The organism is Agarivorans sp. MS3-6 (assembly GCF_054112545.1).
The window spans coordinates 765,522-790,153 of the sequence record NZ_CM134202.1 but is presented as its reverse complement, the minus strand read 5'-3'; the positions used below and the strand labels follow the sequence as shown (position 1 = coordinate 790,153).

Below are 24,632 nucleotides of genomic sequence, written 5' to 3'. Positions count from 1 at the left end.
CGGGCTTTCACTAAGGTGCTTAGCCTAGCTGTTAAGATAGCTCTGCTAAGCTTGTATTAGTCTTTGATTAAAAGGGCTAATACAAGGAGTTAGTATGGGCTTTCGCTTGTCTCACTTATTTTCCTCTCTATTAAAAAGCCTTCGTGATATCTCACCCATTGTGGTGGTGATATTGTTCTTTCAGCTTTTCGTTCTCGATAGCCCGCTACCTAATGTATTAAGTATTTTGTCCGGCACTGCCATGGTCGTAGTAGGGCTGACCTTTTTTGTAATGGGATTAGAACTGGGCTTATTTCCTATTGGCGAAAATCTTGCTCATGCATTTGCGAACAAAGGCAGTTTGAGCGCTTTACTGGCTTTTGCATTTTGTTTGGGTTTTGGTACCACCATTGCTGAGCCCGCTTTGGTGGCGGTAGCCAAGGAAGCGGCAGAGGTTGCCGCGCAGGCATTACATATTGAAAATTCCGAAGCAAGCATGTCTGAATATGCAGCCGGATTACGTTTGAGCGTGGCCTTTGCGGTGGGGTTCGCCATCGTTATTGGGGTCGTAAGAATCATCAAAGGCTGGCCCTTATATCAAATTATTATTGGTGGCTACTTGCTTATTGTTGTTCTCACTTTGTTTGCACCGCAAGAAATTATTGGTATCGCCTATGATTCTGGCGGGGTGACTACGTCTACCATAACAGTGCCTTTAGTCACCGCATTGGGGGTAGGTTTGGCAGCTTCGATTAAGGGAAGAAATCCCTTGCTCGATGGTTTTGGTCTCATCGCCTTAGCCTCGCTTACTCCAATCATGTTTGTGATGCTGTACGGGATTATCTATTGATGGTTGCTTTCTTAGCATTTATTGAAACCCTATTTAGCACCCTTGGAGACTTGCTTCCTATTGTGGTGACTATTTTAGTATTTCAATACTTCATCATTAAAAAGCCCTTACATCAGCCAAAACAGTTATTGCTTGGTGTGCTGTTTGTCATTCTAGGTATGGTGTTGTTTTTGTTAGGTTTAGAGCAAGCTTTATTCCCTTTAGGCCAATCCATGGCCAAGCAGCTTACCAGTACTGATTTTCTAGGCTTAAGTGATTCAGTGCCCTATGTGGTATCTGAACATTGGACTGCTTATGCGTGGATTTACTTTTTTTCTGCCGCTATTGGTTTTAGTACCACGATTGCCGAGCCGTCTTTGCTGGCGGTTGCAATTAAAGCAAATGCTGTATCGGGTGGTGCGGTATCGGTGGGTGGCCTGCGTATCTCAGTAGCCTTCGGCGTAGCTTTTGGTTTGGCTCTAGGCAGTTATCGAATCGTTGTCGGGGATCCACTGCACTATTACATCATTGCGGGCTATGTGCTGGTGGTTATACAAACAGTATTTGCGCCTAAAGCTATCGTGCCGTTGGCGTACGATAGCGGTGGTGTCACTACCTCTACGGTAACGGTGCCTCTGGTTACCGCGTTAGGTTTGGGGTTAGCCGAATCGGTGCCAGGCCGTAGCCCTCTATTAGACGGCTTTGGTTTAATCGCTTTTGCTAGTTTGTTCCCGATTATTTCTGTATTGGCCTACGCGCAAATGACCCATTATTTAGCTCGATCTACTTTGTCAGGAGATGACGATGAAATTTAAATTGATTTTAGCTTTTGTTGACGATCAAAAAACGACCGTTGTGTTGGACTCTGCACGGGCTGCAGGCGCAACAGGAGCAACGGTTATCAATAATGCTCGCGGCGAGGGGGTTCATCGAAAAAAGACCTTTTTTGGCTTAAATTTAGAATCTCAACGTGACGTATTACTCTTTGTAGTAGAGAGTCATTTAGCTAAACCTATTCTGAATACCATTAGTGCCGTGGCAGAGTTTGATCAAGAAGAAGGCCAAGGTATCGCTGTATTATTAGATGTTGAGGAGGCAGTAGGGGTCGCCCATCAAATTCAAGCTTTAACCCATAAAGTGCCACTTGATCAGGAGTAACTCAGTGAGTTGTGAATAAGTATTCGTTCAAGATGCAGTAAACTCATAGTTTTGTGTATAACTTTTGGGTTTTGGCATTGTTATCCACACAATCTGTGGATTAATATGTGTATGACAGCGGTGTTTTATTTTATGTTGTTGTTTTTAAAGGTTTTTGTTTGTTGTGCAAAAAAGAAGCGCCCGATTTGACGCTTTATTATAAGTATCGTTTTTCAAGTTTATTTCTCTTTATTTATTGGATTATTGAGTCATAAATAGCAGTGTGATTCAAGCTTACCTTATTTGTTGATTATGCCCTGGGTCATTTTTTGAGTTTATGCCCCCACATTTCATTGATGTCGGGGTGTCGATTCGCTGATTAATGGCTTGGTTGAAGTTTGTCTGTAAGGCAAAAAAACACGTTTCTGCAAAATATGTTGTCAATCACCCTTACCGCTGGGCAAGCCGCTTTGAATCAACATGCAGAGATTTGTAAACCTATACTGTAGGGAATTATAGGTAAAAAAAAGCCGATCATAAGATCGGCTTCTATGGCTAATTGCGGTGTAACTATTTGCGTTGACCTGCTTGAATCGCCGTTAAGGCAATGGTGTAAACAATATCGTCTACCAATGCACCACGGGATAGATCGTTCACCGGCTTAGCCATGCCTTGCAGCATAGGGCCAATACTAATTAGGTCTGCGCTACGCTGTACCGCTTTATAAGTTGTGTTGCCGGTATTCAAGTCAGGGAAGATGAATACCGTGGCTTTACCTGCAACAGGGCTATTAGGCGCTTTGCTTTTAGCCACATTTTCCATGATAGCCGCATCATATTGCAGGGGACCGTCGATGATGAGTTCAGGACGACGTTCTTTAGCAATTTTGGTGGCTTCTCGTACTTTTTCAACGTCTGAACCCGAACCAGAACTACCGGTTGAGTAGCTAATCATTGCTACTCGCGGCTCAATACCAAAGGCTTCAGCTGACTCAGCTGATTGAATGGCGATATCAGCTAGCTGCTCTGCAGTTGGATCAGGGTTAATTGCACAGTCTCCGTATACTAATACTTGATCAGGCAAGAGCATGAAGAAGATTGAACTGACTAAGTTATACCCTGGTGCAGTTTTAATTAGCTGTAGAGGTGGGCGAATGGTATTAGCGGTAGTATTTACCGCACCAGACACCAAGCCGTCAACTTCGTCGTTGGCTAACATCATAGTGCCTAGAACAACGTTGTCTTCTAACTGTTCTTTGGCTACCACTTCGGTTAAGCCTTTGCCTTTGCGTAATTCAACCATAGGCGCAACATATTTAGACTGAATATCGCTAGGGTTAAAAATTTCTACATTTTCGCCCAGCACAACACCTTGCTGATGAGCAATACGTTGGATGATATCAGGGTCACCTAATAAAACAGGACGGGCAATACCACGTTGTGCACAAATAGCCGCTGCTGCGATAGTGCGAGGTTCTTCGCCTTCAGGCAATACAATACGTTTGTTTGCATTGCGAGCCATTTCTGTTAATTGGTAGCGGAAAGCAGGTGGAGATAAACGACGAGCGCGTGCTGAGATTGCCGTTAATGATTCAATCCAATGCTTGTCAATGTGACCTGCTACGTAATCTTGAACCAGCTCTATGCGGTGCGAATCATCTACCGGTATTTCAGCATTGAAGCTTTGCAGCGCCAACGAGGTTTGCCAAGTATTAGAATTGATCAGCATGACCGGTAAGCCGGTAGCAAATGCTCGCTCACAAAGTTTTAATACTTGAGGTTCTGGTTGGTATCCGCCCGTTAACAATAGCGCACCAATTTTCACTCCATTCATCGACGCTAAACAAGCCGATACGATGACATCAGAGCGATCGCCAGAGGTGACCAGTAAGCTACCTGCTTTAAAATGCTCAACCATATTAGGAATACTGCGGGCACAGAAGGTTACTCGGCCTAGGCGAGTATCCATATCGCCTTCATTGATAATCACGGCATTTAAATGATTCGCCAAATCTTTAGCACGAGGCGCAACTAATGGGGCATTCCAAGGAATACAGCCTAAGATGCGCAGCGGGCTTTTACCAAACATCTGCAGTACTTCAAGATTAGTCGAATGATCTGATTTATTATCAAACATTTCGGTAAGGTCAGGACGAGTAATTTCATGCTCGTCGATAGGTGCCCCTACTTTGTTGATGATACAACCAATGATGCGTTTGTTTTTCAAGCCACCAAAGTTGTTGCAGGCTATCTCCATACGCTCTTTTAATTGCTGCGAAGTATCGCCACCGGGGTTGGTTACAAATACCATATCGGCATCTAACGCTTTAGCGATACCGTAGTTTACGTTAGTTGCATAAGGTGATTCAGAGGTAGGCACTAAACCTTCCACCACCACAATTTCTGCCCCTAAGGTTGCCGAATTAAAACGGGCAACAATACCTTCAAGTAAATCATCAATTTGATTAGCACTTATCAGGTTTTCTGCGTAAGACTGGGTAAATGGCTCTGGAGGAATGATATTTGACGCTTGGCGGATAATTGCTGTTGAGCGTTCTGCGCCTTTTTCACGGCTTTTGGGTTGAGCAATAGGCTTAAAGAAGTTTACGTTTACGCCATTGCGTTCCATTGCGCGAACCATACCTAGACTGACGGATGTTACACCAACACCGACGCCAACTGGGATTAACATAATTGTACGAGCCACGGCTGTACCTCTTAAGTTAAGTAGTAGAAAAGGTTAAGCTAGTGCTTAACCTTGATAGTGTTTCAGTATGACTACTGAGTTAATGTTACTGCATCTTGTGCAATAACCATTTCTTCATTTGTTGGAATAACTAAAATGGGTCTGCTATCGCTGGTGCCAATATTACCTGATTGACCAAAACGCGCATCCAAATTAGCTTGCTCATCTAGGCTAAAACCAAGCAAAGCCAGTTTTTCAACTGTCAGCTTACGCACTAAGGCCGAGTTTTCACCAATACCACCAGTAAATACTAAGGCATCTAATTTACCGTCCATGGAAGCAGCGTAAGACATAATGCTCTTAGCTAAACGGTAACAGAATACGTTCATCGCACGAATAGCGGCTTCTTTGCCTTCTGCGTAGCCCTCTTCAGCAAAGCGACAATCGCTACTTACTTCAGTTAGACCCATTAGCCCTGACTGTTTGTGTAGCATGTTATTGACTTCGGTTAAGGTGTAACCTTCACGGTCTACTAAGTGGAAAATAATAGCAGGATCAATATCACCACAGCGGGTTCCCATTACTAGGCCTTCTAGCGGTGTTAAGCCCATGCTGGTATCAAAGCTTTTACCGTTTTTAACCGCACAAATCGACGCGCCATTACCTAGGTGAGCGGTAATTACATTGGTATCTTCTATTGCTAGGCCTAAAGTTGCAGATGCTTCGCGAGCAACGAACAAGTGGCTAGTGCCGTGCATACCGTAGCGACGGATACCTTTCTCGCGGTATAGCTTGTAAGGTAGAGCATATAGGTATGAGCTTTCAGGCATTGTTTGGTGGAAGGCGGTGTCAAATACGGCCACATGAGGGCGTTTAGGGAAACAAGCTTGAGCTGCTCTAATACCAATTAATGCGGCAGGGTTATGCAGTGGAGCGAGGCCTGAGCACTCTTGAATACCGGCGACTACGGCTTCAGTAATGATGGCCGATTGGGTGAACTTCTCTCCGCCATGAACAACACGGTGACCAATAGCAACGATGTCTTCTAAGATCTCTGGGCTTTCTTCCAGAATATTCTTAACGATAAACTCAATCGCTTCTCGGTGAGCCGCATAAGCGCCTAAACTCGCTTCTTGTTTGGTACCTTGGTTTTTCCACTTGAGGCGAGCATCTTCCAAATTGAAGCATTCTGCCAAGCCTGAAATTATTTCTTGGCCATTCTCGGCATTCAGCACGGCAAATTTTAGTGAAGAACTACCGCAGTTAAGAACGAGTACTAGCTTATTGCTCATCTATAGACACCTGTTGTTGAATTTGTTCAATTATAGTCAGTGAAAGGAAAAACGTAGGGAGTAGTAGACACGTTTTCCATTTCAAACGATCAATTACAGACACCGCCCAATTAAATTGGCCTAGTGACTTGGTCTCAATCAAGCTACACTTAAATTGTAAGCTGATTTATATGAAACCGTTCGCGCAGTAATAATACCTGAAAGGTTTTTCCAATCATATATGTCATACTAATAACTAGCTATAAATGTAAAAAAATTACTAGTTTATTGGTTTAAGTCAATTTTTGTACACGAGGTGCCCATGGGCAAATTCTCTGAAATGTTAAATGATGGTCGAAGCTATATGAAACGCTGGCCGAACCAACGAATTCTGTCTCCTTTGTTTCCTGAGAATCGCGTTATTTTTGCTACTTCATTGGCTATGAAAACCATGCCAGCTATCGCTGTGGTCACCGTAATGATGCCATATATGGCTAATTTGACTGAAATATTACCACAATCACTGATGATGGCTTTGGTGATTTTTCTGTTACCAATGCATGGGTTATATTGGCTGGGCTGCCGAGCTAATCAACTATTGCCTCCCGCATTAGCGACTTGGTATCGTGATCTTCATCACAAACTTGAAGAGGCGGGAGAGAGTATTACACCTGCAGCAACGCGGCCTCGTTACGCTGAATTAGCGGAGTTACTAAGAAAAGCCTTTAAGCGTTTTGATAAAAGTTTTGTGTTAGCCGATGATTTCAACGATCAATTACGCTGATACAATTGTAATACAAATTCAAAATCCATCTCGAACTGCTGCTGCGTAGATAAGTGCTCTGCTAATTGTTGGTTTTTTTTCCATGCAAATGGCGTCATCATGCACAGAGCATTCATATCTTGCTGATTTAACACGCTTAGTTGATTAATCTTTTGTTGCTCGACTAATTGCCAGCCTTCCATCTCTTCGGCGTCTTCGCGGTGTGATTGCACCTCTTTATATAGTAGCTTGCGCAAATGAGATAGGTGATTAGCGCCTGGTACTACTTTCAGTAGATAGGCGTTGGCTTGGCTAACGCGAAGCAATTCTTGGTTATTGCTGGGCGCAAATACTTTAACGATCCAATCAACGCTGGCATCAGCAATCGGCAGTCGATGGTTACTGGCCACAAAAAATTGCGCTTGTTTGCAGCGTTTAGCTGCCATTCTCACGCCATCTTTAGCAATATCAATTCCTATCACTGATTCTGCTTGAACCTGATGGTGTTGAATTGATTCGGTGTAGTAACCTTCGCCGCACCCAATATCAAGTATCTTGCTCGCTTGGTAGCGATTAAGGGTTTGGTTGATTGCCGAAGCCAAAAAAGCAAAGTGACCTTGATTCAAGAACTGTTGGCGAGCTTGTAGCATCGCTTTACTGTCGCCAGGTTGCTTTGAATGCTTATGTTGCACCGCCAGTAGATTGGTATAGCCTTCTTTGGCTTGGTCAAAACAATGGCCGTTGTCACAAAACCATTGTTTATTTTGCTTGCTCAAGCTAGCTTGGCAAATTGGGCAAATAATCATTTACGCAGTAACCTTTTAACGTAGTAGTGCTAGTAAATTACTTTTGAGTGGTACTGCTGCAATATGTTTTTGATGGTTTCCATGGTGTCTTTACTAGGCGGGCTCACACCGGCTAATGGGTAGTTTTCACCCATGGCGGTCCATTTATGTTTGCCTAGCTCGTGATAGGGCAGCAACTCGATTTTTTCAACGTTATCAAATGGCGCTAGAAATTCGCCTAAATCATGAGCCGATTGTTCATCATCGGTAAAGCCTGGCACCACAACATAACGGATCCAGGTTGTTTGACCGACTTTGTTTAAGTAACGGGCAAAATCTAAGGTTCGTTTATTACTTACGCCCACTAAGTCCTGGTGAACATCATCATGTATTTGCTTAATGTCTAACATCACCAAGTCTGAGACGTCTAATAGTTCATCGATAACATCGGTATGTTTACGGACATAGCCGTTAGTATCTAAACAAGTATGAATACCTTGCTCTTGGCAGGCGCGGAATAAATCCCGAACAAATTCGGCTTGCAGAATGGCTTCGCCACCGCTAGCGGTTACACCACCACCACTGGCATTCATAAAACGGCGATACGGGGTAAGGTCATTCATTAGCTCACTAACGGTGACTTCTTTACCGCCATGTAAGTCCCAAGTGTCACGGTTATGGCAGTACTGACAGCGCATTAAGCAGCCTTGCATAAAGGCAATAAACCGGATCCCCGGGCCATCTACAGTTCCGCAAGACTCAGTAGAATGAATTCGACCAATTTTTGACATCTGTTTCTCCAAAAAAAAACCTTGTCCAATAGTTTGGACAAGGTCAATTATAACCGTAGTTTCTGCTTAGCAGAAACTACTAAACCTTAGTTTAGATACTTTGTGTGAAAGTACGGGTAATAACGTCTTGCTGTTGCTCTGGGGTCAGTGAGTTAAAACGCACTGCGTAACCAGATACACGAATGGTAAGCTGAGGGTATTTCTCAGGATTTTCCATTGCGTCAACTAACATTTCACGGTTCATAACATTAACGTTTAAGTGTTGACCACCTTCAACATCAGCGTTGTGATAGAAGTAACCATCCATCAAACCGGCTAAGTTAGCTTTTTGCGTATCGTCATCTTTACCTAGTGCGTTTGGCACGATAGAGAAGGTGTATGAGATACCGTCTTGAGCGTTAGCAAAAGGTAGTTTAGCAACCGAGGTTAATGAAGCTACTGCGCCTTTTTCGTCACGACCGTGCATTGGGTTAGCACCAGGAGCAAAAGGAGCACCGGCTTTACGGCCATCTGGAGTAGTACCCGTTTTCTTACCGTATACAACGTTAGATGTAATCGTTAGAACCGATTGAGTTGGAATCGCATCACGGTAAGTTTTTAGCTTACGGATCTTGTTCATGAAGCGCTCAACCAAGTCAACAGCAATAGTATCTACACGATCATCGTTGTTACCAAATTTAGGGTAGTCACCGTTGATTTCGAAATCTACAGCAATACCGTCTTCGTCACGTACTGGTTTCACTTCAGCAAATTTGATTGCAGCTAAAGAGTCAGCAGCAACAGATAAGCCAGCAATACCACAAGCCATTGTGCGGCGTACATCACGGTCGTGAAGAGCCATCAATGACGCTTCGTAGCTGTATTTATCGTGCATGAAGTGAATACAGTTCAAGGCGGTCACGTATTGCTCTGCTAACCAATCCATTAATACGTCTAAGCGACCCATTACGTCTTCGTAGTTTAATACTGAATCAGTAATTTTATCGGTAACTGGACCAATTTGGATTTTCAGCTTTTCGTCAACACCACCGTTTATTGCGTACAGCAATGTTTTAGCTAAGTTGGCACGAGCACCAAAGAATTGCATGTGTTTACCAACAACCATTGGTGATACACAACAAGCAATGGCGTAATCATCGTTGTCGAAGTCATTGCGCATTAAGTCATCATTTTCATATTGAATTGATGAGGTATCGATAGATACTTTTGCACAGTATTTCTTGAAGTTAAGAGGTAATTGCTCAGACCAAAGAACTGTGATGTTTGGCTCTGGAGAAGGACCCATAGTGTAAAGGGTATTCAAGAAACGGAATGCAGTACGACTTACTAGAGTACGACCATCAACACCCATACCACCAATTGACTCTGTCGCCCAAATGGGGTCACCAGAGAACAAATCATCGTATTCAGGAGTACGTAGGAAACGTACCATACGCAACTTCATCACTAGGTGGTCGACTAATTCTTGCGCTTCGCTTTCGGTAAGGGTACCGGCAGCCATATCACGCTCAATGTATACGTCTAAGAAAGTCGTTGTACGGCCAAATGACATAGCGGCGCCGTTCTGCGATTTAACTGCAGCTAGGTAGCCGAAGTAAGTCCACTGAACTGCTTCTTTAGCTGTTTCTGCTGGGCGAGAAATGTCACAACCGTATTTAGCGGCCATTTCTTTTATTTGAGCTAGTGCACGATGTTGCTCACTAATCTCTTCACGAAGCTGAATTGTCGCTTGTAAGTCTGAGCCATTGACCATGTCTTTTTCTAAAGAACGGTGTTGCTTAACTTTGTCCGCCATTAAGAAGTCGATACCGTATAGTGCTACGCGGCGGTAATCACCAATGATTCGGCCACGGCCGTAAGCATCAGGTAAACCTGTTAGCACGCCAGACTTACGACACTTCATAATCGCGCCAGTGTATACGTCAAATACACCTTGGTTATGGGTTTTACGGTAGTCTGTGTAAATTTTGCTTACTGCTGGATCTAATTCACGGTCATAAGCTTTACAAGAACCTTCAATCATACGAATACCGCCGTTCGGGATAATCGCACGTTTAAGTGGAGCTTCAGTTTGTAAACCAACAACAGTTTCTAAGTCTTTGTTGATGTAACCAGCATCGTGAGAGGTGATGGTTGAGATTACTGAAGTATCGAAGTCAACCGGTGAGTGAGTGCGGTTCTCTTCTTTAATGCCTTCCATAACTTTGTCCCAAAGCTGATCCGTCGCTTCGGTTGCGCCAGTTAGAAAGCTCTCATCGCCTTCATATGGAGTGTAGTTAGTTTGTATAAAGTCACGAACATTAACTTCATTTTGCCATTCGCCGGCTGCAAAGCCTGCCCAAGCACTAGCAAATACATCGTTCTTCTCTGCCATTTTTTGTCCCACCTATAAGTTGGTATACAAATGAATATTCTATGGTTTAGATGTCGGTACCAAAGGCACCGGAATCAAGCCTTGGAACAAGTATAGCGCTTGTTCCAAGAGGTAAAGTTTTTAAAACTACAATAGTGCTGGAATGCCGTATTTACCTTCCAACATGCCGACTGCCAGCATCGCTACGAAACAGATTAGCAATACGGTGCCAGGAATCACTATACGGTCAATCATGGATAAGGTTTTAGGGCGTTCTTTATTACCGATAAGACCATTGTTATCTAATAACATGGTTAAGGCCCATGCCAATACTGGATTGGTTACCGCGGCTGCAAAAATACAAATACCAGCAGATTGAGAATCTTTAGTATCTTTAATCATTTGCATGCCAGCTTCTAGTAGCGGTAAGAATACACCGACTAGTAAAGCAATCTTCATTACTGGTGGCCAAACGGCGACGTCCATTGGGAACCCTAGAATGGCAATCACAATACATAGTGAGCCCAGTAAGATTGCACCACCTGGAATTGGGCGCTTAGCAATAGCTGCTGGGATCATGTATGTCCCCCAACTTGAAGTGATGTTACCACCACCTACTGCTGTACCAACGATCTGACGGATTGAACAGGTGGTCATGGTGTCATCAACATCCATGAGTACTTTGTCTGTACCACGCGGGTAGTTTAGCTCTTGGAAGATACGGTGCCCTAAGAAGTCAGGTGACCACATTGCAACCGCTAAAATGGCGAATGGTAAAGAAGCAATAAAGTGCTCAAGGTTAGGTAAACCTAACTGCCAACCTTGCTCAGTAGAGCCCCACCAGTATATAGGGTTTAGGTTAGGTAAGCCCATTTCTGTTTTAAAGGTAAGGTCAAAGCCTGCACCAAATGCAAGAGCAATGGCTAGTCCCATTACTGCACAAGCAGGAATCGCCAGCCAGCGTTTGTTGATTTTAGCTAAAAAGGCGTAGAGGATAACGGTAGCAGCTAATACCACTAAGCCTACATACCCCATTTCACCGGCGGCAACGCCAGCATCGATAGACTCTAGCCCTTTTGCCCAAGATTGGATATCGCCAATCATTGACATGGTTCCGCCAAAACCAAGGAATACTAATAAGCCCCCTGCAACACCTTCACTAGTAAGGTTAACTAGTTTTGAGCCGCCCTTGAAGAAACTTAATAAAAGACCGAATACACCCAATAGAATAGCCAGTGCTAATGGGTGTGCACCTGCTAAAGCAATTGCGCCAATTAATGGGATCATTGGTCCATGGTTACCCGCTAGGTTAGCGCGCGGGTTAAATATCCCTGAAGCAAGAACACAGAATAGTAGTGCCGGAATTAGCATTTCTACACGTGCTACTTCAATGGCAAATTCAGTACCTAAGTTTATGTGGTCCCAACGCTCGGTAAGGCCGTCTGCCCATGCCATCATTACCGCAGAATACATCGCGATGATTCCGATGGTACCGGCAATAGCAGGAACTAAATCTTCCCACTCAAAGCGGAAATCACGTCCGGGCAAGTTTACACCCCAACGACGAGGCTTCATGATTTGCAATTCGTGATCTAAGTAATCTGAACGCGAATCAAACTCTGAAGCCGGTCGGTGGGCATCCTTATAACTCAACTCTTCGTCTTGAGTTTGGTTGGTATTGCTAGACATAATTTCCTCAAATAACAATTTAAAATTTGGTTAATCGCTAGCGCTTACGCGCCGTTTAGCTTGAGATCCTTCTCACTTGCGATAATCGCCTCATTATGACGAACAGCATATAAGGATAGTGAGTATATACACATGGATAACAGCATGCGGTTTCGCTGTAGAAGTTTAGACGGTAACGTCAGAAGTTGGTGACGCCATACTAACAAAATAAAGGTGATATTTGACAAAAAATTGTCATTAACAAAACCCGCTGCTTTGTTGTTAGTAATCTCAACATCTACCTAATAATTTAGTTGGCAAAATTGTAGCAAAGTAAGTAAGAAATGGAATTTGATCTAAATCAAGAAAGCCCTGATTCGTGTAATTTTATTACTTTTTTTTAAGGTATAAAGCCGGAGATAGTCCGTGATAGAGCTAATTATGTAATTTACTTACTAAAAGAAGGGTTTAAAGATTGAGATCTAAATCACCAAATTGGGGCGAATTTATTGATTGTTTTTACAATAGATTAACAAGAGGTGCGTTTTCAGTTAGCCCGATGTGTGGGGTGTTTGGGCACACTTTAAATTAATGTGGGTTTGAGAAAACTGAAATTAAATGCGTTTGGTTGACGGTTATCGGCTTAACTATGCACTCATCGTGAATATAAAGATGCTGGTAAAATGGCTGTTCAGGGTGTTTTGTAATCGTTGTTGTGCTAAATGCCCCATAATATGTTGAGTTTTGTCTTTTCGAATGATACTTTTTGTGGGGTTGAACGTGTAACAAAATATTTAACAATAAAAACGCGCCTCGGGAAATAAGGCTTAGTTACTCAACGTAGCTATTAACAAGGTAAAAAGTATGCAAGATGCTGCGGCACTAGAAGTATCGAATATCCATAAGGTATTTGGCGATAATGAAGTACTGAAGGGGATCGATTTAACTGCTAGAAAAGGCGACGTGATTTCGATTATCGGCTCTTCAGGGTCGGGAAAAAGCACCTTTCTTCGATGTATGAATTTACTTGAGGTCCCCACTCAAGGTGAAATTTTACTCCACGGTGAACAAATAGCATTTAAGCACGCTCGTAATGGTGAACGCCTTCCCGCCGACAATAAACAAGTAGAACGTATTCGTTCCCGCCTATCTATGGTGTTTCAAGGGTTCAACCTTTGGTCGCACATGACGGTATTAGAAAACATCATTGAAGCACCGGTACATGTTCTCGGACTACCTAAGAAAGAGGCGATTGAACAAGCCGAAGCTTTTTTAGAAAGAGTGGGCTTACACGATCGCAAAGATTACTACCCTGCACATATGTCTGGTGGGCAGCAACAGCGCGCAGCAATAGCTAGAGCATTAGCAATGAATCCCGAAGTGATGTTGTTTGACGAGCCCACCTCGGCTTTAGACCCGGAATTAGTCGGCGAAGTATTAAAGGTGATGCGTAGTTTGGCAGAAGAAGGGCGCACCATGCTGGTTGTGACTCATGAGATGGCTTTTGCTCGAGATGTATCTAATCAGGTGCTGTTTTTACATCAAGGCGTTGTTGAAGAAAAAGGCAGCCCTTCAAAAGTATTTGGAAATCCAGATTCCGAGCGTATGAAACAATTTCTTGCGCCGAAATATTAAAACTATGGAAGAAGGCGCTATAGCGCTCTAAATATAAATAAAATGGAGAAATGAAATGAAAAAAACACTAGTCGCGATGATGAGTGCTTTAGCACTAACCACTACTGTTGTTGAAGCAAAAGATTGGGAAGTCGTTCGCCTTGCGGTAGACGTGCCTTACGAACCATTTGAATATAAAGCGCCTGATGGCTCATTAACTGGTTTCGAAATCGATTTAGGTAACGCGGTTTGTGAAGAAATGAAAGTTAAGTGTGAGTGGGTTATTCAAGCATGGGATGGAATTATCCCTGGTCTGTTGGCTCGTAAATATGACGCTATCTTCTCTTCAATGTCTATCAATGAAGATCGTGCTAAGAAAGTGTTGTTCTCAGAACCATACTACAACACTCCAACCGGCTTCTTCGGCCCTAGTGCTAGCATGGTTGATCCGGCTAAGCCAGAAACCTTGAAAGGACTTCGTGTTGGCGTACAACGTGGCACTATTCAAGATACCTACGCGACAGAAAACTATTCAAAAGTAGCCGATATCAAGCGTTACACTACCGGTGATGATTTGGTTGTTGACCTTCAAGGTGGCCGTTTAGATGTAGTAGTTATTGATTTCCCGGTTGGTGTTAGCACTATCTTAGAAGTGGAAAAAGGTGCAGAGTTTAAAGCGCTAGGTGAAAACGTTCAGTTAGGTGAGGGTGTTGGTGTTGCTGCTCGTAAGCGTGATGGTGATTTGATTGAGATGTTCAACAAAGCGCTAGCTACTGTTAAAACTAACGGTACTTACGACAAAATTAACGACAAATACTTCGAATACAGCATCAAAAAGTAAACCCTTGCACTACCATTAACCCGAGCCTTGCTCGGGTTAACTTTCTAAGAGATTCATTATGCTAGATCTTCATGGTTACGGCCCTTCTATATTTATGGGGGCGATTGTTACAATTGAAGTCGCTTTTTTATCATTAGCAGTGGCATTAGCGCTTGGCATGCTGGCTGCTGTCGCTCGGCTGTCTAAAAATCGCATCGCTAATGGGGTCGCTGTTGCCTATACCACCGTGATTCGCGGGGTCCCCGATTTAGTATTGATGTTATTGATATTCTTTGGCGCCCAAATCATGGTTAATGCAGTGTCTGATTGGGTGTACGATAGTTTTGATATTGAATTTTATATCAATATTAATGAATTTGTTGCCGGTGTTACCACCATTGGGTTTATTTTTGGCGCCTACATGGCTGAGACTTTCCGTGGCGCATTTTTGGCGGTAGATAACGGCCAAATTGAAGCGGGTAAAGCTTATGGCATGAGTGCGATGCAGGTGTTTCGCAGAATAACAGTGCCACAAATGATGCGTCATGCGATCCCCGGTATTGGTAATAATTGGTTGGTATTAGTTAAGACAACCGCTTTAGTATCAGTGATTGGCTTGGCTGATATGGTGCGTTTAGCAAAAGAAGCCGCTGGCGCTGTGCATGAACCTTTTTTGTTTTTCATTCCGGTTGCATTCGTTTATTTAGCGCTAACCAGCGTGTCAGAAATTTTTCTTAAGCGGCTAGAAATTCGTTTCAGTGCTGGTACTGAAAGGTAGGGATTAAGTTATGTATGAAACTATCGAAAACTTGCTCGCCAGCAATGACATTTTTAACTTAGCCACAGTACTTACCTACTGGGACGGATTGGTAATGACTGTCCAGTTGGTATTCTTGTCGCTTATATTGGGTTTAATTATCGCTATACCTTTAGCGGTGATGAGAGCATCAGATAATTTTTTCATTAGCCGTAGCGTGTGGTTGTTTACTTATGTATTTCGTGGCACGCCATTGTTAATTCAGTTATACATTATTTATTACGGTGTAACGTATATCGAGGGCATCCAAGAATCGATGTTTTGGCCAATTGTTCGTGAAGCGTTCTATCCATGTTTGCTCGCTTTCGTACTTAATACGGCAGCTTATACGACCGAAATTTTCCGTGGTGCTATCGTAGCCACCCCCCGTGGAGAAATTGAGGCGGCTAAAGCCTATGGAATGTCCAATGCTAAAGCTATGCGAAGAATTATTTTACCCAGTGCTTTACGCAGAGCTCTACCAGCTTACAGTAATGAAGTGATCTTTATGTTACATGCCAGCTCAATTGCGAGTGTGGTGACAATTATTGATTTAACTGGCGCAGCTAGAGATGTGTATGCTAAATACTATGCACCTTTTGAAGCGTTCACCTTCGCTGCGTTAATTTATTTATGTGTTACTTTCATGTTGGTGTTTGGTTTTAAACATTGGGAAAAACACTGGCATCGCCATTTGAGGCCACTCAGTTAAATACATACAAAGGGGGCTAAATAGCCCCCTTTGGCTATTTTAGTTTAAGAAGTAATTATCATGCTTAGTTTATTGAAAAATGCTCAGGTCTATTCTCCTCGTCCGTTAGGAACCATGGATGTGCTTATAGCAAATGGAAAAATTGCTGAAGTATCGCCAAATATCCCCCTGCAAAGTAACCTTGGTTTAGTCTCTATAATTGATCTGCAAGGAGCTATTTTAGCGCCTGGTTTTGTTGATGCTTTAGTTCATTTTACTGGTGGTGGAGGTGAAGGAGGGTTTGCTTATCGCACTGCTGAATTGAGCTTTGCAGACGCAGCACCTACCGGTGTTACCACTTTAGTTGGCGCCTTAGGTACCGACAGTGTGACTCGCACGCCGGCTCAAGTACTAGGTAAGGCTCGTGAGTTATCGGCGCAGGGCTTAAGTTGTTATTGTTATACGGGGTCTTATCATCTTCCTGTTAAAACGATAACGGGCTCTATTGAACAAGACATCATACTCATCCCAGAGATGATAGGGGTAGGCGAAATCGCTATTGCGGATCATCGCGCTAGTCAAGCTTCGTTGCAGGCGTTCATTGACGTTGTCGCTGAAGCCAGAGTTGCTGGTTTGCTTGCGGGTAAAAAGGGCATTAGCTTTTTTCATGTTGGAGACGGTAACGGTAAGTTGAATATCCTGCGAGAGATTGTTAGTTGCTCAGACTTATCAATTACTCAACTTTATCCTACTCATTGTAATCGCAATCGAGCTTTGTTTGATGACGCTTTGCTCTTCTTAGCTGAAGGCGGGGCTATAGATTTAACCACTAGCACCAGTCCTCAATTGTTGGAGCAGGGCGAAGTTAGTTGTCCTGAAGCGCTGCACGCTATTTATGATAAAGGCTTAGATTGGACCCGAGTTAGTTTCAGTTCAGATGCCAATGCGAGCCTCCCTATGTTCAACCTCGAAGGTGAATTGGTAGGTATGCAAGCGGGTAAGCTTGATAGTTTATATGCAGCAGCAAGAGAGGCGGTGCAACGCTATAAGGTTCCTTTGGAGATTGCGCTGTCGGTGATTAGCGCTAATCCGGCTAAAACTTTAGGTCTGAGGGACAAAGGTCAATTAGCTAAAGGTTTTGACGCTGATTGTGTGGTGCTTGACCCTCAATCCTTGGCGATAAAACAAGTTATTGCTAAAGGGCAGAGTATTTGGACTGAACAAGTTTAAGTGGGCGTCTCGTTTTTAGACCAGTGCTGGGGCATAATAGCCCGACTTGGTTTTTAGTAGAAGTAGCCCTATGACGTTTAAAGGATTTACTACCCAGCTAGTGCATTGTGATCGCTTAGCTGGCGTAGAAGACGGTGCTGTACACGCTCCGATTCATAACTCGGTACCGTATGGATATGCCGCCACCCAAGATTTGGTCGATGTCTTTCAAGGCAAGCAAGTAGGGCATGCCTATGCGCGTCAATCCACTCCTACCTTAGATTACCTTCAACGCAAAATCGCCATGTTAGATGGTGGTATCGCTAGTTTAGTATTTGCCACCGGAATGGCGGCGATAGGCACGGTGTTTCTTACCTTGTTGAAAGCCGGTGACCACATCGTAGCGAGTCGCTTTTTGTTTGGGAATACCAGCAGTATTTTTGGCACACTAAAAGGTTATGGTATTGAAGTAACCTTAGTCGATGCAACCAGCGCAGAAGCAGTGGCTGAGGCCTGCCAAGCCAATACTAAAATGGTGTTTGTGGAAACCATTGCTAACCCTGCCACTCAAGTTGTTGATTTAGTCGGTATCGGCGAACTTTGTCAGCAGCGAGGTTTGGTTTATGTGGTAGATAATACACTAACCTCTTCTTATTTATTCCAGGCTAAGGCCGTTGGGGCCAGCCTCATAGTAACTTCATTGTCTAAGTATGTTGGTGGGCATGGCAACGCGTTAGGTGGCTCAGTTAGCGATACAGGGTTATTCGACTGGTCAAACTATGCAAATATTTTTGAGGGATACCGAAGCGGTGATTCGAAAATGTGGGGCATTAATCAGATTAAGAAAAAAGGTCTACGAGATTTTGGTGGTGCTTTGTGCTCTCAAACCGCTCACTTGTTATCAGTTGGTGCAGAAACAATGGCACTACGGATGGAGCGACAGTGTGCTAATGCACTTGCGTTAGCAAAGATGCTAGATGCTCATCCAAAAGTAGCCAAGGTATACTACCCAGGCTTAGAGCAACATCCACAACATCAACGCGCGTCTGAATTGTTTAAGCACTTCGGCGCATTAGTGAGCTTTGATTTGGTTGACGGTATCGATTGCGCCGCGTTTTTAGATAAAACTAAGGTGGTTATTAACGCAACGCATTTAGGGGATAACCGAACACTCGCTTTACCGGTAGCAGAGACCATCTATTTTGAGATGGGATTAGCGGCGCGACAAGCTTCGGGGATTAGCGAAACAATGATCCGTTGTTCTATCGGTATTGAAGATACAGAAGACTTATTGGCCGATTTTGAGCAGGCTTTACAACAGGTTTGATAGTTAGCTAAATAACAAAGCCTTGGCAGAGCCAACGCTTTGTTATGGTTAAGTCTATTTGGTGTCGATAGACAACAGTTCAACATCAAAAATGAGCGTTGATCCTGATGGAATAGAAGCTACACTGCGGTCGCCATACGCCAATTGGCTAGGAATGAAAAAGCGAAATTTCTCACCAACATTCATATACTGTAACCCTTCTGTCCAACCGGCGATAACTTGGCCGAGTGGAAATTGAGCGGGGCGCCCTCGGTCTACTGAGCTATCGAAGACTAAACCACTGAGTAAGGTGCCATGGTAATGTACTGTTACAACACTGTGCGGTGTGGGTTTGTCGTTATCGCTTACTACATCTTCCAAGACTTTGTATTGAAGCCCTGACTCAGTAGTAATCACACCTTCTTGCTGTCCGTTACTGGTCAAGAAGTCCTGACCTAACTGGCGGTTTTGTTTGGTAACCTTAGCGCCATTGTTTGCTCGAAGAATAAATAAAATAACAAAAACTGCCAGCAGCGCTAGCACTACAAATTTCAATGTAGAACCTCCATAAGTATGTATTAATACAACTTTACGTAACTACTCTTAGAATTGCATTATATTTGTTTATCGAAGTCGTCAGCCGTTGCTGGTGTAAGCTAGCGCGTCATTTTTTTTACAAAAACTACCACAAACAAGGCGATAATGAAGCTCCCACTAAAAGCTTCGATAGCGGCGAAAGCCCGCGAGTAACCTACAGGGGTAAAATCACCGTAACCTAAAGTGGTAAATGTGACCACGCTATAATACAAGCATTCAAAAAAAGACACGAAGTTATGGCTAACACTTTGGTTGAGGTCTAAGGCCACAATGTTGCCGTTGAAATGAATACCAGTAAAAAAGTAAACAATGGCGCAGCTAAGTATGATGATTAAAGACGTCAGTACTACTCGTGTTGGCAACTCACCATAACCGCATACTAAATCGACCAATTTAGATATGCCTCGGCGATAAGATAATTTGGGCATTTGATAGCGACGCATGGTGAGCTCTTTTCTTAAAAAAGCACCTGCTGTGGTGAATAAGCCTTCGGATTCAGCGGTTTTACGTAAACAGCGATAAATTTCCTCAGCTTGTTGGTAATAATCATGCATTGCTTCTTTATCTTGCTGGCGTTCAGCAGCACTGCCGAGTTGTTCTTGCAGTATTTTGTCACCAACACATAAACTGTCGCATTTACAGAGATCCATTTTGGTGCCAAGTAGGTTGGTTTTGCTTAAATTCGCGTGGTTTAGGTTAGCGCCTCTTAGATCGGCTTTCATCAGACTGCCGTTTTGGAAGTCGATGTTGAATAGGTGGGCTCCTTTCAAGTTTGAACGATATAAATCAGCACCACTCATATCGTAGCCTTGCTTACTGTTATATTTAACCAAATCAATATCGACTAGCTGGGCTTTTTTTAAACTGATACCTCGCAGCACACCGCCACCTTTAGCGTAGTTCTCCAATTTTACTTTTATTTCGGGCCCAGTTTTATCTTCATCAGGATCATGCCAAAAACATAAACCACTCTTCAAGGCCGGTTCTTGGCAACTGGCTCCAGAGGCATCTTGATATAAACATTTTGCGCATCTCACCATTCAAATACCCCGCTGGCCGTTACAAAACATAAGCCTAAATCAGTCTTGCTTCGCTGCAATCTTTATAAGTGTATGCCAAATAAATGAAACTGCGAGAGGTGTAAATAGCTTTTAATGCCTGCTTGGGATAACAAATATATCAGTGTGGTAAATCGTTAACGTTATAGATTTCGATTGGCGGGTTACTTGCCGCGGTTACTCCCAAGTTGTTGAAATTCACTTTTTAAGGTGGAGTAACGTTCAGCATGATTTTCATTGAGTTTGAGGCCATCCAGAAGTTTGATAGTGATTTTACATTCACCTAGCAACTGACCGCTAACGCCCTTTGGAGAGGCGTTTATTTGTTTTAAAATAGCTTGAATTTTGTTCAAAATCGCCCCTGTATTACCGGGCGCTACTTGCAGAGCCTTATCAAAAAAGTTGGTCGCTTCATAAAAACGCTGCTCTTCGTAAGCTTCAATGCCCATTTTGTTAAATTCGCGAAATTGGCCTAATTTTAGCTCAAAGTCTTCGGCTTTTAGCACCTTATGGGCCGAAGATAGTGATACAGGGTCGATGTTATCGCGTTTTTCTAACTCTTCTGCAAATGGCATTGCGTATTCAAATTCGCCGACAGAATTTAGGGTTAAGAAGGTATCCGGTAATAACTCGCCGCTTACCTTGCTGGGGGAATCTAATAAACCATCATGGCTATCAAAGAGTAAACGCTTGGCTTTATTTAGTTCTCCCTTAGTGGCATGCACTCTGGCTTGGCTAATCCCCTCAAAGGCTTCAAAATTGAAATCGTCGTCTTTACCTTCTTCACGTCTAGCGTGAAACAACACCGAATTCACTTCTTGTAATAAACGATTCTTACGGTATAAATCGTCCTCGCTTTGCGCTTCGTCGATCAGGCTGCGCACGTAGTTACAAAGGTGGTGTGGGCCACGATGTATCGAGCGGCGGGCCAGTTGTAAAATGGTAGAAAAGGTTTCTTTAGCTAAACTGAGATCTCCCGCGTCCATGGCTAATTCAGCTAACAGTTGCTGACGTTCAATACTATTTACTGCCAGTTTAGCGGCTTTAAGTACTGTTTCTAACGCTTTGTCTAAGTCTCCCTCGGCGCGGTAAGCGCGCGCCAACCAATCATAAGCGGTAAGCAATAAAGGGCTTTCGCTAATTGAGCGGTTAAGCGTTGCTATGGCACTTTGGTTGTCATTTAACAAGAGATGAACGCGGCCTAGGGTTGCCTTTGCCCATGTTTGTTTACGTTCTTTTAAGATGGCTTCTAATGCAGCTTTGGCAGCTGTATATTCACCTAATGCAATTTGGGCTTCTACGCGAAGATTTCGACAATAATTACTGTATTTATTGTCAGCTTCAATTTGTTGGTCACACAAGGTGATAACTTGTTGGTACTCTTTGTCGGCTAGCGCTTGATATATTTTGCGTAAAGATTGCCTTTTTAAGTGCGACCTCGCTAAGCGATTGTGTAACTGGAATTGCGAAAAGGGTTTAGTAATAAATTCATCGGGTTCCATTTCTAGTGCACTGAGAACCATGCTTTTATTATTGTCACCACTAATGATGAAGAATAAGGCATCTACATTGAGTAGTTTACTGACCCGCAACTCTTCCAGAAGTTGACCCCCGTTCTTACCCGTTCCTAGGTTGTAATCAACAAGTAGAATATCAAATTTACGCTTTTTGCAGGCTTTAACCGCGGCTTCGCCAGTGTTTGCAAAATAGACTTCGGTAGCACCAAAGTTTTGCAGCATAGCTTTCAGCATGACTTGAAAGGCGCGTTGGTCGTCAACGATGAGGATCTGTTTGCCGCTATAATCGTATTGCGTAGCCATTACTGAGTTTTCTAGTCCTTTTGCGGTATCGTAGCATAACTTTAAGGCTATGAAAGTATGGTAAGTATAGACATTTTACTAACTACTAGTATCGATGATTAAATCTTGCCAAAGCAACCTAATTTGATTTAATATTAATTTGTTGGTGAGTATTTTGGTCTCGCCAGCGCTGAGTCAAAGCCAAACTTGGAGTGATCCAAGGTCGGAAAGTTACAGATCTTAAGGAGCTTATCCTTAAGATGGCTGGACCGCCTTAGTTGAGTGGTGTGATTTGTAGTTTTGTGAGTCCCACTGCTTAGTAAGTTAGTCTATTTACCGTTTATTACTTTCCGTATTTGGTTGGAACGCCAAGCTAATTTAGCTTGGCGTATTTGTTTCTACGTATTTATTCTCTTCTATTACTGGCATTAATGAACCGTGTCGGACTTTTCGGGTTTTTTATTATAGCTTTCTGCTGCTGGGTAGCTCAGCTTATTGCTTTGCCTGCTTATTATGGTTCTGGTGAATGGGGATAAACGCCCATAAAAAAGGAGAGCTGCTGCTCTCCTGTTTGTTCCGAAATAAAAACAGCGACGCTATTTTACTTCTTCACCTTTAGCCTGCAGGTCTGCATGGTAACTAGAGCGAACTAGCGGCCCACAAGCGGCGTGAGTGAAGCCCATCGCTTCTGCCTTGGCTTTTAGTTCATCAAACTCAGCTGGGGGTACATAGCGTGTCACCGGTAAGTGGTGCTTACTGGGTTGCAGGTATTGGCCGAGTGTCAGCATGGTTACGCCATGGTCACGTAGATCTTGCATCACTTGCAATATTTCTTCGTTAGTCTCGCCTAGGCCCATCATTAAGCCCGATTTTGTTGGGACATTAGGGTGTAACTCTTTAAAGCGTTTAAGCAAGGTTAATGACCATTGATAGTCTGAACCTGGACGTACCTGCTTGTATAAACCTGGTGCAGTTTCCAAATTGTGGTTGAATACATCGGGTGGATTTTTATCTAAGATTTCTAGGGCTTTATCCATTCTGCCTTTAAAATCAGGGACCAAGGTTTCAATTTGAATATTTGGACTATGTTTGCGTATTTCGCTTACACATTCAGCAAAGTGGCTCGCACCACCATCACGCAAGTCATCGCGATCAACCGAGGTGATCACCACATAGCGTAGCTTCATGTCGGCAATGGTTGCTGCCAATTTTGTCGGTTCTTCTTTGTCTAGCGCTAAGGGTTTACCGTGGCCAACATCGCAGAATGGACAACGACGGGTACAAATGTCACCCATAATCATGAAGGTAGCGGTACCGTGATTAAAGCATTCGGCTAAATTTGGGCAAGAGGCTTCCTCACACACCGAGTGCAGATCGTGCTTGCGCATTGCACTTTTGATTTCATTAATGCGGGTGGTGTCAGAAGGCAGTTTGATACGCATCCATTCTGGTTTGCGTAGCATTGTTTCTTTTTCTGAGGGTATTACCTTCACAGGAATAAACGCCATCTTGTCGGCATCGCGAAGTTTTACTCCGGGCTCCATACGCACTTTCTTTGCACTCATAGTGTGGGCAGTCCTTGTTGATGTTCGGTATTGCAGTAAGCCAGTTGCTGAACCATAACTTGGGTAAGTTGTTCGGCCACTTGCTCAACAGTGAGGGTATCTACAAAATCGCTTATTTGGGCCATTTCTAGGCCGGCATAACCGCAAGGGTTTATCAGCAAAAATGGACTAAGGTCCATGTTTACGTTTAATGCTAATCCATGAAAAGAGCAGCCTTTGCGAATGCGTAAACCTAAAGAGGCTATTTTCTTCTGGTCTACATAAACGCCGGGCGCATCCTTTTTTGCGTAGGCGTCTATTTGATAAGCGCTTAAGGTTTGAATAATGCTCTGTTCAATAATGGTGACTAAGTCTCGCACACCTAGTTTTCGGCGGCGAATGTTCAATAGAGGGTACGCCACCAATTGGCCTGGGCCATGATAAGTGACTTGTCCACCGCGGTCAGCTTGAACAATTGGAATGTCACTGCTCGCCAGCAAGTGTTCTGGTTTACCGGCTTGGCCTTGGGTAAACACTGGTTTATGCTCTACCAGCCACAATTCGTCAGTCTGTTCAGCATCACGTTGATCGGTGAAATCACGCATTGCTTGGAAGACTTGATTGTATTCTTGCAGGCCTAAGTGGCGAACGAGCAGTGTGTTTTGTTCAGGCATTACAATACGTGGCGGACATCTTCAATAGCGCCAATCTCAGTGTATAAGCTTTCTATATGCTGTTTACTGGTAACCTTTACAACGAGGCTAATCGCTTTGTAGTTGCCTTTACTGCTGGGTCTTGTTTTAGGGCTATAGTCACCCGGCGCGAGGCGTTGAATTACACTCAGTACTTGGTCGTCTAAGGTGTCATTGTTAACGCCCATGATTTTGAAAGTAAAATCACATGGGAACTCTAAGTACTCATCAAATTTAGTTTGCAT

At 43.5% G+C, this 24,632-nt stretch carries 22 protein-coding genes and 1 riboswitch; of the genes, 10 read left to right on the top strand and 12 right to left on the bottom strand.

Annotation, left to right across the window (positions count from 1 at the left end):
- The first annotated feature begins 94 nt into the window (after window positions 1-94).
- From ACVFI8_RS03685 to ACVFI8_RS03675, 3 genes are read left to right on the top strand one after another with little or no spacing between them, the layout of a single operon-like run.
- Window positions 95-829 (top strand): DUF1538 domain-containing protein, encoded by a 735-nt coding sequence (locus ACVFI8_RS03685; protein ID WP_248714781.1) that lies wholly within the window; start codon window positions 95-97, stop codon window positions 827-829.
- Window positions 829-1,623: a DUF1538 domain-containing protein gene (locus ACVFI8_RS03680; RefSeq protein ID WP_457873806.1), complete on the top strand. Its 795-nt coding sequence runs from the start codon at window positions 829-831 to the stop codon at window positions 1,621-1,623. The genes ACVFI8_RS03685 and ACVFI8_RS03680 overlap by 1 nt, the downstream gene beginning before the upstream one ends.
- Window positions 1,613-1,966: a P-II family nitrogen regulator gene (locus tag ACVFI8_RS03675; protein ID WP_248714782.1), complete on the top strand. Its 354-nt coding sequence runs from the start codon at window positions 1,613-1,615 to the stop codon at window positions 1,964-1,966. Before ACVFI8_RS03680 ends, ACVFI8_RS03675 begins: the two co-directional genes overlap by 11 nt.
- A 549-nt stretch (window positions 1,967-2,515) precedes the next feature.
- Here the strand turns inward: ACVFI8_RS03675 and pta are convergent.
- Entirely contained in the window at window positions 2,516-4,651 is a 2,136-nt protein-coding gene (gene pta / locus ACVFI8_RS03670) for a phosphate acetyltransferase (RefSeq protein WP_248714783.1), read from the bottom strand.
- Window positions 4,652-4,722: 71 nt separating this feature from the next.
- On the bottom strand, window positions 4,723-5,922 hold the full coding sequence (locus tag ACVFI8_RS03665; protein ID WP_457873059.1) for an acetate kinase: 1,200 nt from the start codon (window positions 5,920-5,922) through the stop codon (window positions 4,723-4,725).
- Between the two features lie 301 nt (window positions 5,923-6,223).
- Between ACVFI8_RS03665 and yfbV the strand changes: the two genes are divergently transcribed.
- Entirely contained in the window at window positions 6,224-6,685 is a 462-nt protein-coding gene (gene yfbV, locus ACVFI8_RS03660; protein WP_248714785.1) for a terminus macrodomain insulation protein YfbV, read from the top strand.
- Here the strand turns inward: yfbV and rlmA are convergent.
- From rlmA to ACVFI8_RS03640, 4 genes are all read right to left on the bottom strand, one after another.
- Window positions 6,673-7,470: a 23S rRNA (guanine(745)-N(1))-methyltransferase gene (gene rlmA / locus ACVFI8_RS03655; RefSeq protein WP_457873058.1), complete on the bottom strand. Its 798-nt coding sequence runs from the start codon at window positions 7,468-7,470 to the stop codon at window positions 6,673-6,675. The genes yfbV and rlmA overlap by 13 nt on opposite strands.
- Window positions 7,471-7,499: 29 nt before the next feature.
- Entirely contained in the window at window positions 7,500-8,240 is a 741-nt protein-coding gene (pflA, locus tag ACVFI8_RS03650) for a pyruvate formate lyase 1-activating protein (RefSeq protein ID WP_457873057.1), read from the bottom strand.
- Between the two features lie 91 nt (window positions 8,241-8,331).
- A complete protein-coding gene (gene pflB, locus ACVFI8_RS03645; protein WP_457873056.1) occupies window positions 8,332-10,614 on the bottom strand; it encodes a formate C-acetyltransferase in 2,283 nt (760 codons plus the stop codon).
- A 126-nt stretch (window positions 10,615-10,740) separates the two neighbouring features.
- Window positions 10,741-12,282: a DUF3360 family protein gene (locus tag ACVFI8_RS03640; RefSeq protein WP_457873055.1), complete on the bottom strand. Its 1,542-nt coding sequence runs from the start codon at window positions 12,280-12,282 to the stop codon at window positions 10,741-10,743.
- A gap of 843 nt (window positions 12,283-13,125) precedes the next feature.
- Between ACVFI8_RS03640 and ACVFI8_RS03635 the strand changes: the two genes are divergently transcribed.
- From ACVFI8_RS03635 to ACVFI8_RS03610, 6 genes are all read left to right on the top strand, one after another.
- Window positions 13,126-13,896, top strand: coding sequence for an ABC transporter ATP-binding protein (locus ACVFI8_RS03635; protein ID WP_248714790.1), 771 nt, complete (start codon window positions 13,126-13,128; stop codon window positions 13,894-13,896).
- A gap of 55 nt (window positions 13,897-13,951) precedes the next feature.
- Complete coding sequence (locus ACVFI8_RS03630) at window positions 13,952-14,716, top strand: transporter substrate-binding domain-containing protein (protein WP_248714791.1); 765 nt, start codon at window positions 13,952-13,954, stop codon at window positions 14,714-14,716.
- A 58-nt stretch (window positions 14,717-14,774) separates the two neighbouring features.
- Window positions 14,775-15,473, top strand: coding sequence for an ABC transporter permease (locus ACVFI8_RS03625; RefSeq protein WP_248714792.1), 699 nt, complete (start codon window positions 14,775-14,777; stop codon window positions 15,471-15,473).
- A 10-nt stretch (window positions 15,474-15,483) separates the two neighbouring features.
- Window positions 15,484-16,203: an ABC transporter permease gene (locus tag ACVFI8_RS03620; RefSeq protein WP_248714793.1), complete on the top strand. Its 720-nt coding sequence runs from the start codon at window positions 15,484-15,486 to the stop codon at window positions 16,201-16,203.
- A 60-nt stretch (window positions 16,204-16,263) separates the two neighbouring features.
- A complete protein-coding gene (iadA, locus tag ACVFI8_RS03615; RefSeq protein WP_457873054.1) occupies window positions 16,264-17,412 on the top strand; it encodes a beta-aspartyl-peptidase in 1,149 nt (382 codons plus the stop codon).
- A gap of 70 nt (window positions 17,413-17,482) precedes the next feature.
- Window positions 17,483-18,718, top strand: coding sequence for a cystathionine gamma-synthase family protein (locus ACVFI8_RS03610; RefSeq protein WP_248714795.1), 1,236 nt, complete (start codon window positions 17,483-17,485; stop codon window positions 18,716-18,718).
- A gap of 54 nt (window positions 18,719-18,772) precedes the next feature.
- Here the strand turns inward: ACVFI8_RS03610 and ACVFI8_RS03605 are convergent, their stop codons facing one another.
- The 6 genes from ACVFI8_RS03605 to ybeD form a co-directional block, all read right to left on the bottom strand.
- On the bottom strand, window positions 18,773-19,252 hold the full coding sequence (locus ACVFI8_RS03605) for an FKBP-type peptidyl-prolyl cis-trans isomerase (RefSeq protein WP_248714796.1): 480 nt from the start codon (window positions 19,250-19,252) through the stop codon (window positions 18,773-18,775).
- 101 nt (window positions 19,253-19,353) lie between these two features.
- Window positions 19,354-20,334, bottom strand: a complete 981-nt coding sequence (locus tag ACVFI8_RS03600; RefSeq protein ID WP_248714797.1) for an ion channel — start codon at window positions 20,332-20,334, stop codon at window positions 19,354-19,356.
- A gap of 182 nt (window positions 20,335-20,516) precedes the next feature.
- Window positions 20,517-22,172 carry a response regulator gene (locus ACVFI8_RS03595; protein ID WP_248714798.1) on the bottom strand — a complete coding sequence of 552 codons (1,656 nt, stop codon included), beginning with the start codon at window positions 22,170-22,172 and terminating at the stop codon, window positions 20,517-20,519.
- Between the two features lie 169 nt (window positions 22,173-22,341).
- Window positions 22,342-22,428: riboswitch (cyclic di-GMP riboswitch) on the top strand.
- Window positions 22,429-22,747: 319 nt separating this feature from the next.
- Entirely contained in the window at window positions 22,748-23,716 is a 969-nt protein-coding gene (gene lipA / locus ACVFI8_RS03590) for a lipoyl synthase (RefSeq protein ID WP_248714799.1), read from the bottom strand.
- The gene (lipB, locus tag ACVFI8_RS03585) at window positions 23,713-24,369 is read right to left on the bottom strand and encodes a lipoyl(octanoyl) transferase LipB (RefSeq protein ID WP_457873053.1); all 657 of its coding nucleotides are present in this window, start codon (window positions 24,367-24,369) and stop codon (window positions 23,713-23,715) included. The genes lipA and lipB overlap by 4 nt, the downstream gene beginning before the upstream one ends.
- Window positions 24,369-24,632, bottom strand: coding sequence for a DUF493 family protein YbeD (gene ybeD / locus ACVFI8_RS03580; RefSeq protein ID WP_248714801.1), 264 nt, complete (start codon window positions 24,630-24,632; stop codon window positions 24,369-24,371). Before ybeD ends, lipB begins: the two co-directional genes overlap by 1 nt.

What these genes read in the sequence shown, in the direction of transcription:
- ACVFI8_RS03685 (WP_248714781.1), top strand. Translation starts at nt 95, where the DNA reads ATGGGCTTTCGCTTGTCTCACTTATTTTCCTCTCTATTAAAAAGCCTT.
- ACVFI8_RS03680 (WP_457873806.1), top strand. Translation starts at nt 829, where the DNA reads ATGGTTGCTTTCTTAGCATTTATTGAAACCCTATTTAGCACCCTTGGA.
- ACVFI8_RS03675 (WP_248714782.1), top strand. Translation starts at nt 1,613, where the DNA reads ATGAAATTTAAATTGATTTTAGCTTTTGTTGACGATCAAAAAACGACC.
- ACVFI8_RS03665 (WP_457873059.1), bottom strand. Translation starts at nt 5,922, where the DNA reads ATGAGCAATAAGCTAGTACTCGTTCTTAACTGCGGTAGTTCTTCACTA.
- yfbV (WP_248714785.1), top strand. Translation starts at nt 6,224, where the DNA reads ATGGGCAAATTCTCTGAAATGTTAAATGATGGTCGAAGCTATATGAAA.
- rlmA (WP_457873058.1), bottom strand. Translation starts at nt 7,470, where the DNA reads ATGATTATTTGCCCAATTTGCCAAGCTAGCTTGAGCAAGCAAAATAAA.
- pflA (WP_457873057.1), bottom strand. Translation starts at nt 8,240, where the DNA reads ATGTCAAAAATTGGTCGAATTCATTCTACTGAGTCTTGCGGAACTGTA.
- pflB (WP_457873056.1), bottom strand. Translation starts at nt 10,614, where the DNA reads ATGGCAGAGAAGAACGATGTATTTGCTAGTGCTTGGGCAGGCTTTGCA.
- ACVFI8_RS03640 (WP_457873055.1), bottom strand. Translation starts at nt 12,282, where the DNA reads ATGTCTAGCAATACCAACCAAACTCAAGACGAAGAGTTGAGTTATAAG.
- ACVFI8_RS03635 (WP_248714790.1), top strand. Translation starts at nt 13,126, where the DNA reads ATGCAAGATGCTGCGGCACTAGAAGTATCGAATATCCATAAGGTATTT.
- ACVFI8_RS03630 (WP_248714791.1), top strand. Translation starts at nt 13,952, where the DNA reads ATGAAAAAAACACTAGTCGCGATGATGAGTGCTTTAGCACTAACCACT.
- ACVFI8_RS03625 (WP_248714792.1), top strand. Translation starts at nt 14,775, where the DNA reads ATGCTAGATCTTCATGGTTACGGCCCTTCTATATTTATGGGGGCGATT.
- ACVFI8_RS03620 (WP_248714793.1), top strand. Translation starts at nt 15,484, where the DNA reads ATGTATGAAACTATCGAAAACTTGCTCGCCAGCAATGACATTTTTAAC.
- iadA (WP_457873054.1), top strand. Translation starts at nt 16,264, where the DNA reads ATGCTTAGTTTATTGAAAAATGCTCAGGTCTATTCTCCTCGTCCGTTA.
- ACVFI8_RS03610 (WP_248714795.1), top strand. Translation starts at nt 17,483, where the DNA reads ATGACGTTTAAAGGATTTACTACCCAGCTAGTGCATTGTGATCGCTTA.
- ACVFI8_RS03600 (WP_248714797.1), bottom strand. Translation starts at nt 20,334, where the DNA reads ATGGTGAGATGCGCAAAATGTTTATATCAAGATGCCTCTGGAGCCAGT.
- ACVFI8_RS03595 (WP_248714798.1), bottom strand. Translation starts at nt 22,172, where the DNA reads ATGGCTACGCAATACGATTATAGCGGCAAACAGATCCTCATCGTTGAC.
- lipA (WP_248714799.1), bottom strand. Translation starts at nt 23,716, where the DNA reads ATGAGTGCAAAGAAAGTGCGTATGGAGCCCGGAGTAAAACTTCGCGAT.
- lipB (WP_457873053.1), bottom strand. Translation starts at nt 24,369, where the DNA reads ATGCCTGAACAAAACACACTGCTCGTTCGCCACTTAGGCCTGCAAGAA.
- ybeD (WP_248714801.1), bottom strand. Translation starts at nt 24,632, where the DNA reads ATGCAAACTAAATTTGATGAGTACTTAGAGTTCCCATGTGATTTTACT.